We start from the raw sequence: 14,899 nt of genomic DNA, 5'->3' as shown, positions 1-14,899 counted from the left end.
GCTCCTTCTATCGTTGTTCTTGCTCAAGCGCGTCGAGCTGCGCTTCATAGGCGCGCAGGAACTCGCGCCCGAAGACCTGGTGGAAGTCGTCCGACAGTTCACCGGCGATCTGCTGGTATTCGTTCTGGAACACCGACCACAGCTGGGCCTTGCGCGCCGCGGGCAGCAGGCTGGACAGCACCGACTTCTGCGTCAGCCGCGATTCCAGCTGGGCGGGGTCAAAGCGCTGCAGGAGGCCTTCGAGTGCCGCGCGCATGCCGGCCAGGAAGGCGAGCTGGTGGGCGCGCAGGTCGTCGAAGGCGTCGCGCAGGGCGCGATGGGGCTCGATGAAGCCGCGCACCGACGGCCCAAGCAGGTGGCCGAGTGCCACCTCGGCCGTGGGTGAGAACTTCAGCGGGTTGTTCTCCTTGGCGACGATCATGGTGGCCTCGGCGCGCACTTCGCGCTTCAGGGCCGCACGAGCGACCAGCAGGTCCACCGTGCCACGCGCCGACTCGTGGACGAGCTGGCCCAGCAGGCGCATGAAGTCGGGCGTGAGACCACCGGCTGGCAGGTTGGGAATCCCCAGGCCTTCGCGGAAGGCAGCCAACAGGGCGGCTTGATCGGCGGGCAGGCCTGAAGCCACGGGCGTGTGCTGGGCGACCGGCGCCGCCATGGCCGGTGGCGGGGGCGGCGGCATCAGCGGTGCGGCGGGCGCTGCCACGGGCGCTGCGGCCTCGGGCTTCTTGCCCGCCCGGATGATGGTGCGGCCCTCGCCGGCACTGTCGTTCCACGACACGACGGCGCCCGACAGCGTGCCGGATGGATCGAGGGCATTCAGCGCCGCCATGGAGGCTGCCGGCGGCCGGGGCCGCTGGCCCGTCGACGTCGACGATGCCGGCGCGTTGGGCGCAATGAAGGGCCGGTTCAGCTCCGAGGTCGTGTCCGGCAGCGCCTGCCCGGCTGCGGCGGGCAGCATGCCCAGGGCCTGCATCGGGTCGGCATGGCCCGCCATATTGGGCTGGGCGACGGCCTCGCCGAGCAGGGACTGGGCCAGCGGGTTGTTGCTGGCCGGCGTGGGTGCGCCCAGGCCGAACAGCATGTCCAGCGAATCGCCGCCGGCACCGCGGCCACTGCTGGCGCCGGGCAGATCGGGGATCAGCGGTGCCGGTGCACCGGCGCCCAGGTCCAGGCCAAGGGCGCGCGCGCCGGCCGAGGGCGTTGGCGCAGGCGCCTGCCTGGGCGCGGCCACCGGCGCGAAGGGGTCCCAATCGGCCGGGATGCCACCCATCGCCGCGGGCGGCGGCGGTGCGGTGAATGCCGGGGCAGGCGCGGGCGGGGCAGGGGGATTGGGGCCGCCGAAAAGGCCGAGCGGGTCGGCGGCCGCCACGTCACGGCGAATGCCGGGCTGGGTCAGGGCCGTGGCCGGTGCCATGCCGAAGAAGTCGGCAAAGGGGTCGGCCGCGGCGCCACTGGGGTTGCCGGCTTCGACGACGAGGACATAGCCCCCGATCTGGATCTGGTCGCCCGGCTTGATGGCCGCCTCGCGGCCCTTGCCGAGCTGGATGCCGTTCACGCTGATGGCATTGCTGCCCTGGTCGACGATGCCGAAACCGCTGCTGGCGCGGAACAGCACGCGGGCATGCACGCGCGAGATGGTGCGCTCTGGGTCGGGCAGCACCAGCTGGTTGGTCTCCGCGCGGCCGATGTCGCCGCCGAGTTCGTCGAACTGGGCGGACAGCGGCTGGCTCACGGGCAGCCCGTTGAAGGTGGTGACGTTGAGGCGAATCATGGTGAGCGATTCTCAGCGCGGCATGGGTCTGCGACGACCCCTGCAAAGCGGGTGTGGATGCTCATCTGAGCACATAAACCTTGCCTTCGATCAGTGTCAGCCGCAGCGGCCATGCGATGTTGCCGAGCGTTGCATCGTCGTTCTGGCTGCTGAGCACCGGGGCGCCCAGGGGATTGAGGCATTCCAGCAGGCGCCCGCCGGCCACCACGCGCAGCAGCAGGTTCTCCGTCGTGGGCGGCTGCAGCGTTGCCAGAGCTCCAGCCTGCCAAAGCTGCTGCACCTGCTCGCGCAAGGCGGTGACGCCCTGGCCGGCAGGGCGCTGGTAGGCCTGGTCGACCTCCTCCAGCTTGAGGCGACATGCGGCGAGAAAGCTGTCAGGGTTGCCGCGTGAAAGGTCGAAAGCAAGGCGCTGCACGGCGGCGAGCACGGTCTGGCGATCCTGCGGGCCGGGGTTGAGCACGGGGGCGTCGAGCCAGCGCCAGCGCGGGAAGCCGACGGGCAGCTCCAGATCCTGGTGCACGACGGTGGGCGCCTCGAAGCCCTGGCCCTCCTCGACGGCCCAGGCCACCTCGGCCAGCACGCGCACGGCCTCGTCGGCCAGGCTCTTGCCTTGGCGCAGCAGCACGAGGCGCGCGCGCGCCTGGGCGGCGCGCGCGGCCATGCGCGGCTGGGCGGCGGCATTCGGTGCGGCCACGGCCTGCGCAATCGGCGGCGGCGCGACGACCAGCGTGATGCGGTTGCTGCCGTTCTGCAGATATTCGTGCACGGTGATCGACTGACTGCCCGCGCCAGCCGGCAGGGCGAGCACGGGCACGCCGTTGACGTGCACCTCGATTGGCTCGCCGCTGGTCTGCACGTGCAGGCACATCAGGCGGTCCATCAGAAACGCCCTCGCAATGCAGAAACAAAGCCACAGAGGCACAGAGACACAGAGAAAGCGAATTTCTCTCCGTGCCTCTGTGCCTCTGTGGCGGTGTTCAATTCGGCCGTCATCCAGCACTCCAATCGATGAGTGTCAGGGCCGGGATCAGCTCGCGCTGCTGACGCTGGGTGCCGCCGAGCGGATCCTGGCGCAGCAGGCAAACGTTCACCGGCTCGATCGCCAGGCGGTAGAACCATTGCTGGCCACGGCCGTCCGGGCGCGGGCGCAGGCCGCATTCGCCGACGACGGCGCCGCGCAGCGGCTCGGCCAACGGGCCGGCCGACAGCAGGGCCGGCTGGCCGTTGGCAATCGCATCGAGGCTCAGCGTGAAGGGGTGGCGCCAGGTCGCCTTGGCTTGCTCCAACGCGGCACCGTCAGCGAGGTTCATGCGCCATTCGCTGCGGCCCTGGGCGCGCAGGCTGACGCGGGCGCGGCTGCCAAGCCAATCGAGTTCGCCGCTCAGCCGCAGGTCCAGCACCAACGCCGCAAAGTCGATGGCGCCCTGCACATGCAACGCGACGGCGCCATCGGCAGCATGTTGCCAACCCCAGGTGATGCCGGCCTGGCCGACGAGGGGCGCCAGTTCGGCCTCCATGCGGCCACTGGTGCCGGCCATGTGGCGCGACCAGGCGATGAAGAGTTTTTCGAGGCCGGCGCGGGCCGCGGGCTGCAGGCCCTGCCAGGCCTTGAGCCAGGCGGGCGCCGGTTCGGTGTGGCCGTCTGCTTCAAGATGGCAGGCGGTACCGGCCGCGTTCAGCGGCGGAGCTTCGCCCTCGATGGGCCAGGCCAGGGCGGGCAGGGCGCCGTGCCTGACCTCGACGAGGCGCTGCGTGGCCGCATGCACCTGCAGGCCGAGCTCGATGCGGCCCAGTGGCGCGCCCGCATTGCGGATGCCGCAGCTGCTGATGCTGACGCTTTGCACATCGGGAGGCTCGCCGTGGGCGATGCCGGCGGGGCCGAGCTTGGAATCGGCCGGCGGGCTTGGCGGCGCATGCAGCGTCAGGCTCAGGCGGGCAGTGTCGGCGCCGCGCCAGGTCAGGCGGCCGGCGCCGGTTGCATGCAGTACCTCGGGGTGATGGGCATCACAGGTGGCTTCGGTGCTGACCGCGAGCTGCAGCCGCGCGCTCGCGCCGGCGCCCACGGCGCGGCTGAGCACCGGCAGCAGACGAGGCTCGTCGAGTGGCGCGGACAAGGTTTCTGGCTGCGGCGCCCAGGGCACCAGGTCGACGCGCCGCCAGCTACCGTCCTGGCCATGGTAAGCCTGCAGCGGTTTGGGCTCGGCGACGGCGAAGGTGATGGCGGCGAGATCGCAGGCCGTGGGCCGGGGCGGCGGCGGCTGGTCGAGAAAGATGGTTCGGCCGCGTGCTGCGCGGCCGAGCCCCGCTTCAACGGCGGCCAAGGCCTTGTCGTAGCCTGCCGGCGTCATCGCATCGCCGGTGGGCGCGGCCTTGGCGGCGCGGCGCACAAGTTCCTCTCGCGAGCGGTGGGTGAGCTGGTGCAGCTTCAGCGTCGGGCTGAGTAGCGGGTCGGCAGTAATGGCCGCAGCCCATTCAAAGCGGGGCTTGGCCTCGAAGCCCGCGCCCCACAGGCAGCACAGCGAGGCATAACGGGCCAGTTCAGCGACATGGCGCAGGCCGATTTGCTGGGCGTGCTCCAGCGCCACTTCGATGAAGGCCGGCCAGCGGGCCTGGAGCTGCTCGGCGACCGCGGGCCAGACGCTGCCCAGCAACTGCAGCAGTTCGCGCGAATCGCGCTTGAGCTGCAGGGCCTCGACTTTCTCCAGCTGATCCGCGTTGAGTTGGAGCATCAGTTCACCCGCTCCCGGACTTGGCTGTCCAGCACGCCATCCAGTCTTTGCCACCAGGTCCAGCGCCTCGCGCCCGGGCAGACAAGCTGCTGCCCAGCCGCGAAGAATGCGTCGAGCTGCGACGGCGCCAGGCCCGGCAGCAGCAGGGCCAGCAGCTCGGGGTCCCACCAGCGCCACGGCCGGCGGCGGCCCTCGGGCGTGCGCACCTCCGCGAGGTCGCGGCTGTGCTCGCGCATGGCGAGCAGCGGCCGGTTGGACGTCATCAGCACGCCCCACCCCTCGAAGGCGGTGCAGGCTTCACCGAGCAACCAGCCGGTGAGATCGGCCTCCGGTTGCAGCTCGACGATGTAGGCCGCCTGCGCGGCGGCCTCGGGCTTGAGGGCGCCGCGCTGCAGGCAGTCCCAACCGACGGACTGCCCGGCCTGCAGCCGTTCCAGCAGGCCGGGAATGACACCACCGTCGACGACGGCATGCACGCGCCCGTCCGGCCGGTCCCACAGTGCTGATCGGATCTGGGCCGTGGCCAGAGCGGCAGCGTTCAAGCCGGCCCTCCGCCGCCCTCGGAACCTGCGGCGTCGTCGGGAGGTGGGGTGGCTGGGTCGGCGTTCTTGGCGTCGTCCTCGTTGTCCTCCGCGCCCCCTCCGCCGCCGGCCGCAGCCGCGGCCAAGGCGGCCGCTGCAGCGCCTCCCGCAGCAAGGGCAGCGGCTGCGCCGGCAAGGCCGGCGGCGCGGATCTTGGCCGCACGGGCCGCAGCGGCTGCGGCGGCAGCAGCGGTATCTGCGGCTGCCTTGGCCGCGGCTGCGGCGTCCGCACTCGCATTGGCCGCGGCGGCGGTGTTCGGCGTCGCGGTCTCGACGGTCAGGGGGTCGGCAAACAGCTTGTCGTAGTCCGTGGCCTTGGCCGGCGTCAGCAGTTCCTGGTTCATGGCGTCTTCCGGCGCCTTGGGCTCGGCCGCGGCCGCGCTCTCGGCCGCGCCGGCAGACCCGCCGCCACCACCGCAGTTGACCTTGACCAGCGGCCCGTCGATGGTGACGCCCGCCGGGCCCAGCGTGATGACCGAGCCGCCGCAGACGATCTTGATGCCGGCCGCGGCCTCCAGCACGATCTCGGCGCTGCCCTTGGCCTTGATGTTGACGGCTTGCATCAGCAGGTCGGCCGTGGCCTTCAGCGACAGCTTGGCGCCGGCCTCGCCGACGAGGTTGCCCGTCGTCTTGAAGTTGCCCGCGCCGCCGCTTTGCAGGTTGATGTCGCCGCCGGCCTTGACTGCCGTCTTGCCGGTGACGTCAAGCCCGTAGTCGGCACCGACCTTGGCGTTGAAGTCCTTCTCGAGCTTGAGCTGGTAGGTGGCTGCACCCGTCGTGAAGATGTCACCGGCGACCTTGGTGTGCAGGTCCTTGCCGAGGTCGTGCATGACGTCCTTGCCGACGTTGACATACCAGTTCTCGCCGACGACCTCCTTGCGCGTGAGCTTGACCTTCTTGGTCTCGTTCATCTCGATCCAGTCGAAGGCATCTTCCTTCACATGGCGCCGGAAGTCCTTCTGCGACTGCAGCCAGACATATTCCTTGCCCGTCTTGTCGTCGAAGCGCAATTCATGGCGGGCATCGGCCGCGCCATTCTTGGTCGAGTGGGTGCGCCAGCCGCTGATGTCGGAATTGGCGGGCAGGGGATAGATGGGCGTGTTGATGTCGTTGTGCACCGAGCCCGTGATGAGGGGCCGGTCGGGGTCGCCGCCGATGAAGCTGACAACAACCTCGTGCCCGACGCGGGGGATCATCCACAGGCCCATGCCCTTGCCCGCCCAGGGCTGGGACAGTCGCACGAAGCAGGAGCTGTTCTCGTTGTTCTCGCCCAGGCGGTCCCAGTGGAACTGCACCTTGATGCGGCCATGCTTGTCGGTCTCCACCTCGTTGCCCGAGGCGCCGACGACGATGGCCGTCTGCGGCCCGTACATGATGGGCCGCGGCGTGCGGCGCTGCGGGCGGAAGGCATTGCCGCCCGTGCTGATGCACATGAGATTGGCGATCACGCCGTCGCGGCGGCGCGGCAGGGACCTGAGATCGTCGATGGCCTCGTGGTCGGCAAACTCGGCGTGGAAGTTCATGCCGACGACCAGGTAGCTGTCGTCGTCGGCCGCGTTGAGGGCGTCTTCGAGATCGAAGGTGGCGCCCACGGTGATGTCGTTGCAATTGGTGGTGCCGGTGAAGATCTGCTGCAACGACTGCAGCTCTTCCAGCCGCATCTTGGCGACGCGGATGGCAGCCGCCGCGGTCGGCTGTGCGTCGGGCTTGACCTGGTTTTGCACCGCACGGGCTGGGAATTCATAGACCTCGGCATCGCCGAGCTTGGCGGTCGCCGCCGTGGGCAGCGCGCTGTGCTCCTGCTGGATGGCGGAGGCCGTCGCGAGGTAGTCGTAGTCGCGCACGACGGCCTTGACCGAATGCACCTCCTCGATCGACTTCCAGTCGACCAGGGTGGGCTTGGTGGCATCGAGCTTGTGGGACCATTTGACGGTCTTGTCGCCCGTCTTGGCCTTGTGCTTGCCCATCGAGTCGATCAGCACCATGGTGTGAGTGGTGCTGGTGTGCTCGAAGAAGTAGTAGATGCCGAACTCCTCCAGCAGGCGGCTGACGAAGTCGAAGTCCGACTCCTGGTACTGCACGCAGTACTCCAGCGGCTTGTAGACCGAGGCGTCCTGCAGCCGCCAGGCGAAGTCGGCGCTGTAGGGCGTGAGGACAGCGGTGACGATGTCTTTCACGCTCTTGTTCTGGAACACCTTGGAGTTGCGCGACTTGGTGGCGAACCAGGTCCAGGGCCGCATGGTGATGCGGAAGGAGTCAAAGCGGCCATGGCGTTCACCGCGTTGCGCTTCGGTGATGAAGCCATTGAAGTGACGCTTGGCACCATGTTCGATGCTGACGTTGGCGCGCGAGCCCAGCAGCGCGTGCAGGTCGATGGACTCGCGCACGCCCAGCAGGCTGACGTTGCCGACCAGGTCGACCTGCCACTCGGGAAGGGCGCCCAACTGCTCCCGTCCCTCCATGCGCAGCACCAGCAACTTGTCACCACCCAGCTTGGTGGTGATGGACATGACATCACTCATGGCAGCTCTTCATTCCGCGCACGCGGCAGGTCTGCAGAAATGCAACCACAGAGGCACGGAGACACAGAGAAGCCTCTGCATTCCTCTGTGCCTCTGTGACTCTGTGGTTGCCTTTTGAGTTCATGCGGCTCAATCAAAGGCGTAGCTGAAATCGCCATCGGTCACGCCGAGGCTGACCTTCTGCAGCGGTTGGCCGGAGGCCGTGCGCGACAGGTACTCGATCGACACCTTGGGCAGCACCGTGTTGGTCAGGATGGCGTCGATGATGCGGCCGCCCGATTCGGCGTTGTTGCAGCGCTTGACGATGAGCTCCACCGCCGCGTCGCTGTACTCGAAGGGGATGCGATGGTTCTCGGCCACGCGCTTGACGATGCGGCCGAGCTGCAGGCGCACGATGCGGGCCAGCATCTCATCGCTCAGCGGGTAGTAGGGGATCGTGACGATGCGACCCAGCAGCGCCGGCGGGAAAACCTTCTGCAGCGGCTCGGTCAGCGCCGTGGCCAGCGACTCGGGGTCGGGCAGCAGTTCAGGGTCGCGGCACATGTTCATGATGAGCTCGGAACCCACATTGCTGGTCAGCAGGATGATGGTGTTCTTGAAGTCGATCATGCGGCCTTCGCCGTCCTCCATCCAGCCCTTGTCGAAGACCTGGAAGAAGAGTTCGTGCACGTCGGGGTGGGCCTTCTCGACCTCGTCCAGCAGCACGACGCTGTAGGGCCGGCGGCGCACGGCCTCGGTAAGCACGCCGCCTTCGCCGTAGCCGACGTAGCCCGGAGGCGCGCCCTTGAGCGTGGAGACGGTGTGCGACTCCTGGTACTCGCTCATGTTGATGGTGATGACGTTCTGCTCGCCGCCGTACAGCGACTCCGCCAGCGCCAGCGCCGTCTCGGTCTTGCCGACGCCCGAAGTGCCGCACAGCATGAAGACGCCGATGGGCTTGTTCGGGTTGTCGAGCTTGGCGCGCGAGGTCTGGATGCGCCGGGCGATCATGTCCAGGCCATGCTGCTGGCCGATGACGCGCTGGCCCAGCGTGGCGCCCAGGCGCAGCACGGCTTCCAGCTCGTTCTTGACCATGCGGCCGACGGGGATGCCGGTCCAGTCGGCGACGACGCTGGCGACGGCCTGGGCGTCCACCGAGGGCAGGATCAGCGGCGCATCGCCCTGCAGTTCGGCGAGCTGGGCTTGCGCTGCGTGCATCTCGCCGAGCAGGCCGTCGCGGTCGGGTTGGGCCGAAGCCGCCTCGTCGACCGGCTGGCCGTCACCGCGCAACTTGGCGCGCAGCTCCAGGATCCTCGCGACGACGTCCTTCTCCTGCTGCCAGCGCACTTCCAGCGTCGCCAGCCGCGCGCGTTCGTTGGCCAGCTTCTCCTCAACGCCGACGCCGCGGTCGCCGATATGCACGCCCACCTGGGCCTCACGGCCGATGATGCCCTGCTCGATCTCCAGCGACTCGATGCGGCGCTTGCAGTCCTCCACCTCGGCCGGCATCGCGTGCTGGCTGACGGCGACGCGGGCGCAGGCGGTGTCGAGCAGGCTGACGGCCTTGTCGGGCAGTTGGCGGGCCGGGATGTAGCGGTGCGACAGCTTGACGGCGGCCTCGATGGCCTCGTCGAGCAGCTGGACCTTGTGGTGCTTCTCCAGCACCGTGGCGACGCCGCGCAGCATCAGGATGGCCTTCTTCTCGTCGGGCTCCTCGACCTGCACGGTCTGGAAGCGGCGGGTCAGGGCCGGGTCCTTCTCGATGTACTTCTTGTACTCGGCCCAGGTCGTCGCGCCCACGGTGCGCAGGTTGCCGCGCGCCAGGGCGGGCTTGAGCAGGTTGGCTGCGTCGCCCGTGCCGGCGGCGCCACCCGCGCCGACGAGGGTGTGGATCTCGTCGATGAACAGGATGATGGGCGTGGGGCTGCCCTGCACCTCGTCGATGACCTGGCGCAGGCGCTGCTCGAACTCTCCCTTCATGGACGCGCCGGCCTGCAGCAGGCCGATGTCCAGCGTCAGCAGCGTGACGCCCTGCATGGGCGGCGGCACGTCGCCGCGTGCCAGGCGCAGCGCAAAGCCTTCCACCACGGCCGTCTTGCCGACACCGGCCTCGCCGGTCAGCAGCGGGTTGTTCTGGCGGCGGCGCATCAGGATGTCGACGATCTGACGGATCTCGTCGTCGCGACCCGTCACCGGATCGATCTCGCCCTTGCGCGCCTTCTCGGTCAGGTCGACGGTGAACTTCTTCAGCGCCTCCTGGCGGCCCATGGCGGCGGGAGCCATCGCGCCCTCGGCTTGGCCGGGTTGCGCGCTGTTCAACGCGCTGCCGTCGGTGGCGCCCAGGCCGGCTTCGCCGGTCTTGCCGACCAGGCTTTGCAGCTTGTCGGCCAGGTCATCGGCCTTGATCTTCTCGAACTGGCGCGAGATGCCGAACAGCGCTTCACGCAGCGTGCGCGTGGACAGCAGTGCCAGCAGCAGGTGGCCCGAACGCACCTGAGCGTCGCCGTACATCAGCGTCGAATAGACCCAGCCCTGCTGGATGGCGTGGGTGATGTGCTCGGAGAAGTCGCTGATGGCCGTCGACCCGCGCGGCAGGCGGTCCAGCGCGGTCGTCACGTCACGCGCCAGCGCCGCCGCGTCCAGCCCGTAGTGGCGCACGATGGCGCTGACGTCGGACTCGTTGTTCTCCAGCAGCTGGGTGATCCAGTGCACCAGCTCGACATAAGGGTTGCCCCTGAGCTTGCAGAAGACGGTGGCGCCTTCGATGGATTTGTAGGCCAGCGGGTTGAGCTTGCCGAACAGGGCTTGGCGGCTGATGTCAGTCATTTCCAGTTCTCCTCGGTGCTGAGTGACCAAGGCCGCCGTTCGGTTCCGCTGCGCTGATCTACATCTGGTGCTTGGGTGCGAGCGAGGCTTTCAACGGCCCGCGGCAGATGCTTTCGACGTTCATCAGCAGCTGATCCGCGCGCTTGCGTGGCCGCTGGCTGTTGAGCCAGGCGCTGCGCCCCAGCATGCCCACGCCGCGTTGCTTGCCCAGCGGCCAGGCCGGCACCTCCGCCGGCTTGAGGCGCACGCGCACGTCCCAGGCAAACTCCTGGCCGACGTACTGCCTCACCATGGCCTGCAGGGCCGGCAGATGCGGGCCCGACGGCAAAAAGGCCTGGAATGCCTCCCAGCCCAGGGGGCCGATCTCGATGCGGAACTTGTGCTGCACATCCCAGACCTGGCGGCCCAGCACGGCGCCGCGACCCAGGGCCACGCCATCGTGCTTGACGAGTCGGGTGCGTTCTTCGGGTCCCAGCGGCATCCAGTGGCCGCTGAACTGCTGTACCAGGGCGGGCACACGAAAGCGCAGCGCGATCCAGCTCTGCAGACCATCGGCATCGCGCGCCGAGCGAGCCAGACGGCCGGCGAAATAGAGCTTGGGAAAATCCCCCAGGGCGTCGCGCTCGCGCAGTGACGGCTCGGCCAGGCCGATGAGAGCGCCCACATGACGCACGATGGGCGCGTCGCGGCTGCGATCCATGCCCACCACCGGATTGGCGCGCGCCCAGGCCCGGTAGAAGAGCAGGCCGAAGCGATGCAGCAGCATGTCGGCGAAAGCCGCGAAGGTGCGGTCGCCGTGGTGCATGGCCCGCTCACGGGCGTATTCGGTCAGGTGGGTGGGCAGGGCTCCGTTGGGACCGAACAGGCTAAGCACCCGCTGCACCAGGCGTGGCGGACCGTGATCGTTGAGGGCCAGTTTGGTGATGGCTGTTGGCGCGAAGTTCAGCGCCGGTTCGCTGGCGAAGCGCACCGGCTCGTCGCCCGGGCGCAGCGCGTCGCCCAGGCGCGGCTTGTCGGTGTGGGCGGCCTCGATGCGGCGCAGGGCCTGGAAAAGGTCGAAGCGGCCCGGGCGCGCGGCCAGCGCGTCGAAGATTGCTGGCTCAGGCTTTGCGCTCACAACACCGCCCTGGCGCCGGGCAACGGCTGCCAGCGCTTGAGTTCGCCGCGGGTGCGCGAGACCAGCAGCGTCTGGACAAAACTGTTCATCGACACATGGCGGCTGAAGTAGTGGTGCAGCACCGCGCCCAGCAGCGTTGCGCTGCCACCTTCGAAGGAGAGCTCGTCCACCGTCAGCTGCACCTCCAGCCCGCGGCCGAAGGCGATGGGGCCCGGGGCCGGATGGCGGCGCACGATCGGCAGCGTGGTGACGGAGCGCACGCCCTCGATCTGCCGCAACAGGCCGGCGCCTGAGCTTTGGCCGAACAGGCCGAGCAGTTCGCGCAGGGCCAGCGCGCCACGCTCGGGGTCCTCGTCGACAAGGGACAGGTAGTTCAGCGACAGCAGCGACAGCAGCCGCCAGGCCAGCGCGCCTTCGCGCGCCGCGCTGCCGGGCCGCGACGGGCCGGCCACAACGGCGACATGGTCGACGGGCGCACGGGTCTCCAGCGTCAGGCCACCATGATCGCGGCCGGCGGGCATGAAGAGCGGCAGGTCTCGGTTGGTGCAGCGGATCTTGGCGGCGAGCTGGCGCAGATCGGCCCGGTAGGGCGCACGCTGCAGGTCGACCAGGGACAAAAAGACCTCGCTGCCGACATAGGCCGAGCGCGGCCCCTCGCGCTTGGCGCGGTCGCTGGCCAGACGCGGCTCGCGCAGCAGGCTGAAATAGCCGGAGGCGCCGGCCGGGTCGGCGTGGGGCACGTCGAACAGCGGCAGGAACTGCAGCTCGTCGGTGTCGCTGGAGAAGCCGGTGACCGAGGCGACGTCGAACACCTCGAAGTCGGCGCCGGCCAGCCGGTCGGGGATGACCTGGAAGGCGGTGGCGCTGTCATCGACGGTGATGCGCTCGGCGCGGCGCTCGAAGAGGTTGATGGCCGGCGCGCAATTCAGGCTGAAGTTGGCCGGCTCGCCGCCGCCCTCCAGGCTGGCTTCATAGCGGTCGAACAGCAGCACCAGCTCGAAGCTGCTGCCCGTGCAGGCGGCGAAGCTGGGCTTGAGGCCGGCCACGTCGATGAACAGGAAACGCTGCGGGAAGGCGAAGTACTCCTGCATCAGCCGCGTGCCGGACAGGCCGCGCAGTGTCACCGGCAACATGGCCTCGTCATCGGCCAGGCCGACGTGGCGCACGCGGTTGGCCGGGATGAACTGGCGCTTGGCCGCAGCCTCCTTGCCACCAGACCCGGCCAGCACGCCCACGCAGCGGCAGGTGGCGAGCTCGTGCAGCTTCAGCGCCACGTCCTGCAGCCCGCCCATGAAGAAGCGCAGGCTGTCCAGCGGCAGCCGCGAGAAGCTCATGCCGCTGGGCAGCTCCAGACGCACACGCACGCCGCTCTTGGGTCGCTCGCGCAGTGGCAGGCCGCTGAAATTGATGTCGGTAGCGCTGAGGAAGTATTCGACCTGGCTGACCTGGATGGGCGTCAGCGTGACCGGCTGGGCGGTGCGGAACTCGCAGCGCGTTGGGCCCAGCGGCGTCTTTGCGCCCATCAGTGCGCTGCCGCGCGGCAATGTGAAGCCGGCGATCAGGTTGGGGTCCTGGGCCGGCTCGAGCTGGGCCACTAGCATGGACGGGACGGGCGCGCCGAGGTTGGGGCAGACCATGTCCAGCAGCGCCTGCGCGAGCTGGGGGAACTCGGCGTCCTGCTTGAGCTGCACGCGGGCGGCGAGGAAAGCCGTGCCTTCGAGCAGGCGCTCCACGTAGGGGTCGGCAACCTCCAGACCTTCCATGCCCAGGCGGCCAGCGATCTTGGGGAACTCGCGCGCGAACTCGCCCCCCATCTCGCGGAGATAGCGCAGTTCCTGGTTGTAGTAGCGCAGTAGCCGGGGGTCCATGGCGCGAAGTGTCTCAGCCTCTCAGGTCACGGACCGCGGCTTGTCCCGTGTCCACATCCACGTCCGCGCTCAGCAGCAACTCCAGCGGCACTGGCTGGTTCCACATCTGGCCCTTGATGGTCAGGCGCAGGCTGGTGGGGCGCAGGCCGGTGCTCATGTCGTTGGCGATGCGCACCTCCACCGTGTCCGGGTCCAGTCGCGGCTCGAAGCGGATGATGGCCTGGCGCACCTGGGCCTCGATGAGGGGGAACTGGTGGATGGTCATGGTCTGCCCGGTCAGGGGCAGGATGCCGAAATTCAGCACCGAGTCGCGGGCATGCGGCAAGCTCTTCCATAGCGCCGTGCGTTCGGGGTCGTTGCGGTTGCCGATGTCCGGCTCTTCACACACCGCGTTGAACAGCCAGGACAGGTCGCGCAGCACGGCCTCACGCAGCTGCTTGCGGCTCAGTACGCGGGCCTCGAGGGCCTCGACCTTGGAGCTGGCATCGTTGTCGGTGAGCCGGTCCAGCAGCGAGGGTTGGAGGCGGTCCTGGGCACCGAAGCTGGCCATCAGTTGCCTTCGGTCTGCGTGGCCTCGCTGGCGTCGAAGAGAATTTCTCTGACGGCCATCAGGTCGTGGTCACCGATGTCGCTGGTCAGCACGCGCTGGCCCAGGCCGGCATAGCGGTCCTCGCCTGGCAGGGCTTGCCATTCGGTCTTGCGCGCCAGGTTGATGAGGCCATCCTCGCTCTTCTCGGAACCGGGATAGCGCGTGGGCACCAGGGCGACGCTGTTGCCGCCGTTGGTGAAGCTCAGCTGCGCCGGCATCCAGACGCAGTCGCGCAGGTCCTCGGGCGCGTCGAAATGAATCTTGGCCAGGTGCTGGAAGGGCACCCAGGTGTAGTGGCCGTTGAGGCAGACCTCGAGCACCGGGCCCAGGCGCGAATCGGCGTCGGCCAGCCACTCGAAGCGCTGGCCGTCGATGCTGCCCGCACTCGTTGGCGCGGCCTCGAAGGCCTTGGTGGCGAGGTCGGCCGCAAGCTGGTGGTTGCCCTCGGCCTGCTGCTTGAGAGATTCGATCAACTGGGCCACCCAGGCCTCGGGCTGGCCGAAGACAACCGGCGTGCGCTTGCCGGAAAACACCTGGGCGCGCAGCAGCTCGCAGCGGATGGCGTGGCCGACGGTCTCGCGCATCGGGATGGCCAGCTTGTCCATGTCGGCGACGACATTGAGCTGGGTGTGGGCGCGTTCCCACTGGCCGAGCACGCTGAGCAGCTGGGACATGAAGGTGCGCAGCTTGGGGTCGGCCGGCTTGGCGCGCACGGCCTCGGTCAGCTTGGCGAGTGCGGTGCGCGGGTCGCCGGCGCGAACGGCTTCTTCGGCAGCTTGTTGGGGGGTCATGTCATCTCCACAGCGCTGCGCCACCCGCTGCGCATGAAAGCGTGTTCGGGCCGAGCGCTGGGCCGCTCCCGAGCCGGCCCGCCTGACGACGCTTGCGGTTCGATGCCGCAAGCGCCGGCGTCCCCA

At 69.0% G+C, this 14,899-nt stretch carries 10 protein-coding genes; all 10 read right to left on the bottom strand.

Annotated features, from left to right (window positions below):
- Positions 1 to 7 precede the first annotated feature (7 nt).
- On the bottom strand, positions 8 to 1,771 hold the full coding sequence (tagH, locus tag ASC95_RS07760; RefSeq protein ID WP_057297203.1) for a type VI secretion system-associated FHA domain protein TagH: 1,764 nt from the start codon (positions 1,769 to 1,771) through the stop codon (positions 8 to 10).
- Positions 1,772 to 1,832: 61 nt separating this feature from the next.
- Positions 1,833 to 2,651 (bottom strand): hypothetical protein, encoded by an 819-nt coding sequence (locus ASC95_RS07755; protein WP_057297202.1) that lies wholly within the window; start codon positions 2,649 to 2,651, stop codon positions 1,833 to 1,835.
- A 109-nt stretch (positions 2,652 to 2,760) separates the two neighbouring features.
- Complete coding sequence (locus ASC95_RS07750) at positions 2,761 to 4,500, bottom strand: hypothetical protein (protein ID WP_057297201.1); 1,740 nt, start codon at positions 4,498 to 4,500, stop codon at positions 2,761 to 2,763.
- Positions 4,500 to 5,042: a DUF4123 domain-containing protein gene (locus ASC95_RS07745; protein WP_057297200.1), complete on the bottom strand. Its 543-nt coding sequence runs from the start codon at positions 5,040 to 5,042 to the stop codon at positions 4,500 to 4,502. Before ASC95_RS07745 ends, ASC95_RS07750 begins: the two co-directional genes overlap by 1 nt.
- Complete coding sequence (locus ASC95_RS07740) at positions 5,039 to 7,591, bottom strand: type VI secretion system Vgr family protein (RefSeq protein WP_162250736.1); 2,553 nt, start codon at positions 7,589 to 7,591, stop codon at positions 5,039 to 5,041. The genes ASC95_RS07745 and ASC95_RS07740 overlap by 4 nt, the downstream gene beginning before the upstream one ends.
- 141 nt (positions 7,592 to 7,732) lie before the next feature.
- Complete coding sequence (gene tssH, locus ASC95_RS07735) at positions 7,733 to 10,408, bottom strand: type VI secretion system ATPase TssH (protein ID WP_057297198.1); 2,676 nt, start codon at positions 10,406 to 10,408, stop codon at positions 7,733 to 7,735.
- A gap of 58 nt (positions 10,409 to 10,466) precedes the next feature.
- Positions 10,467 to 11,525, bottom strand: coding sequence for a type VI secretion system baseplate subunit TssG (tssG, locus tag ASC95_RS07730; protein WP_082567599.1), 1,059 nt, complete (start codon positions 11,523 to 11,525; stop codon positions 10,467 to 10,469).
- A complete protein-coding gene (gene tssF, locus ASC95_RS07725; RefSeq protein WP_057297197.1) occupies positions 11,522 to 13,393 on the bottom strand; it encodes a type VI secretion system baseplate subunit TssF in 1,872 nt (623 codons plus the stop codon). The genes tssG and tssF overlap by 4 nt, the downstream gene beginning before the upstream one ends.
- A 13-nt stretch (positions 13,394 to 13,406) precedes the next feature.
- Positions 13,407 to 13,943: a type VI secretion system baseplate subunit TssE gene (gene tssE, locus ASC95_RS07720; RefSeq protein WP_057297196.1), complete on the bottom strand. Its 537-nt coding sequence runs from the start codon at positions 13,941 to 13,943 to the stop codon at positions 13,407 to 13,409.
- Positions 13,943 to 14,773: a type VI secretion system accessory protein TagJ gene (locus ASC95_RS07715; protein WP_057297195.1), complete on the bottom strand. Its 831-nt coding sequence runs from the start codon at positions 14,771 to 14,773 to the stop codon at positions 13,943 to 13,945. Before ASC95_RS07715 ends, tssE begins: the two co-directional genes overlap by 1 nt.
- Positions 14,774 to 14,899: the final 126 nt, after the last annotated feature.

Source organism: Pelomonas sp. Root1217 (assembly GCF_001425705.1).
GTDB lineage: Bacteria > Pseudomonadota > Gammaproteobacteria > Burkholderiales > Burkholderiaceae_C > Pelomonas.
Note: the sequence above shows the minus strand (reverse complement) of the source record. Positions and strands in the feature narration are given on the sequence as shown.

Coding starts and splice junctions, on each gene's coding strand:
- tagH (WP_057297203.1), bottom strand. CDS start 1,771: ATGATTCGCCTCAACGTCACCACCTTCAACGGGCTGCCCGTGAGCCAG.
- ASC95_RS07755 (WP_057297202.1), bottom strand. CDS start 2,651: ATGGACCGCCTGATGTGCCTGCACGTGCAGACCAGCGGCGAGCCAATC.
- ASC95_RS07750 (WP_057297201.1), bottom strand. CDS start 4,500: ATGCTCCAACTCAACGCGGATCAGCTGGAGAAAGTCGAGGCCCTGCAG.
- ASC95_RS07740 (WP_162250736.1), bottom strand. CDS start 7,591: ATGTCCATCACCACCAAGCTGGGTGGTGACAAGTTGCTGGTGCTGCGC.
- tssH (WP_057297198.1), bottom strand. CDS start 10,408: ATGACTGACATCAGCCGCCAAGCCCTGTTCGGCAAGCTCAACCCGCTG.
- tssF (WP_057297197.1), bottom strand. CDS start 13,393: ATGGACCCCCGGCTACTGCGCTACTACAACCAGGAACTGCGCTATCTC.
- tssE (WP_057297196.1), bottom strand. CDS start 13,943: ATGGCCAGCTTCGGTGCCCAGGACCGCCTCCAACCCTCGCTGCTGGAC.
- ASC95_RS07715 (WP_057297195.1), bottom strand. CDS start 14,773: ATGACCCCCCAACAAGCTGCCGAAGAAGCCGTTCGCGCCGGCGACCCG.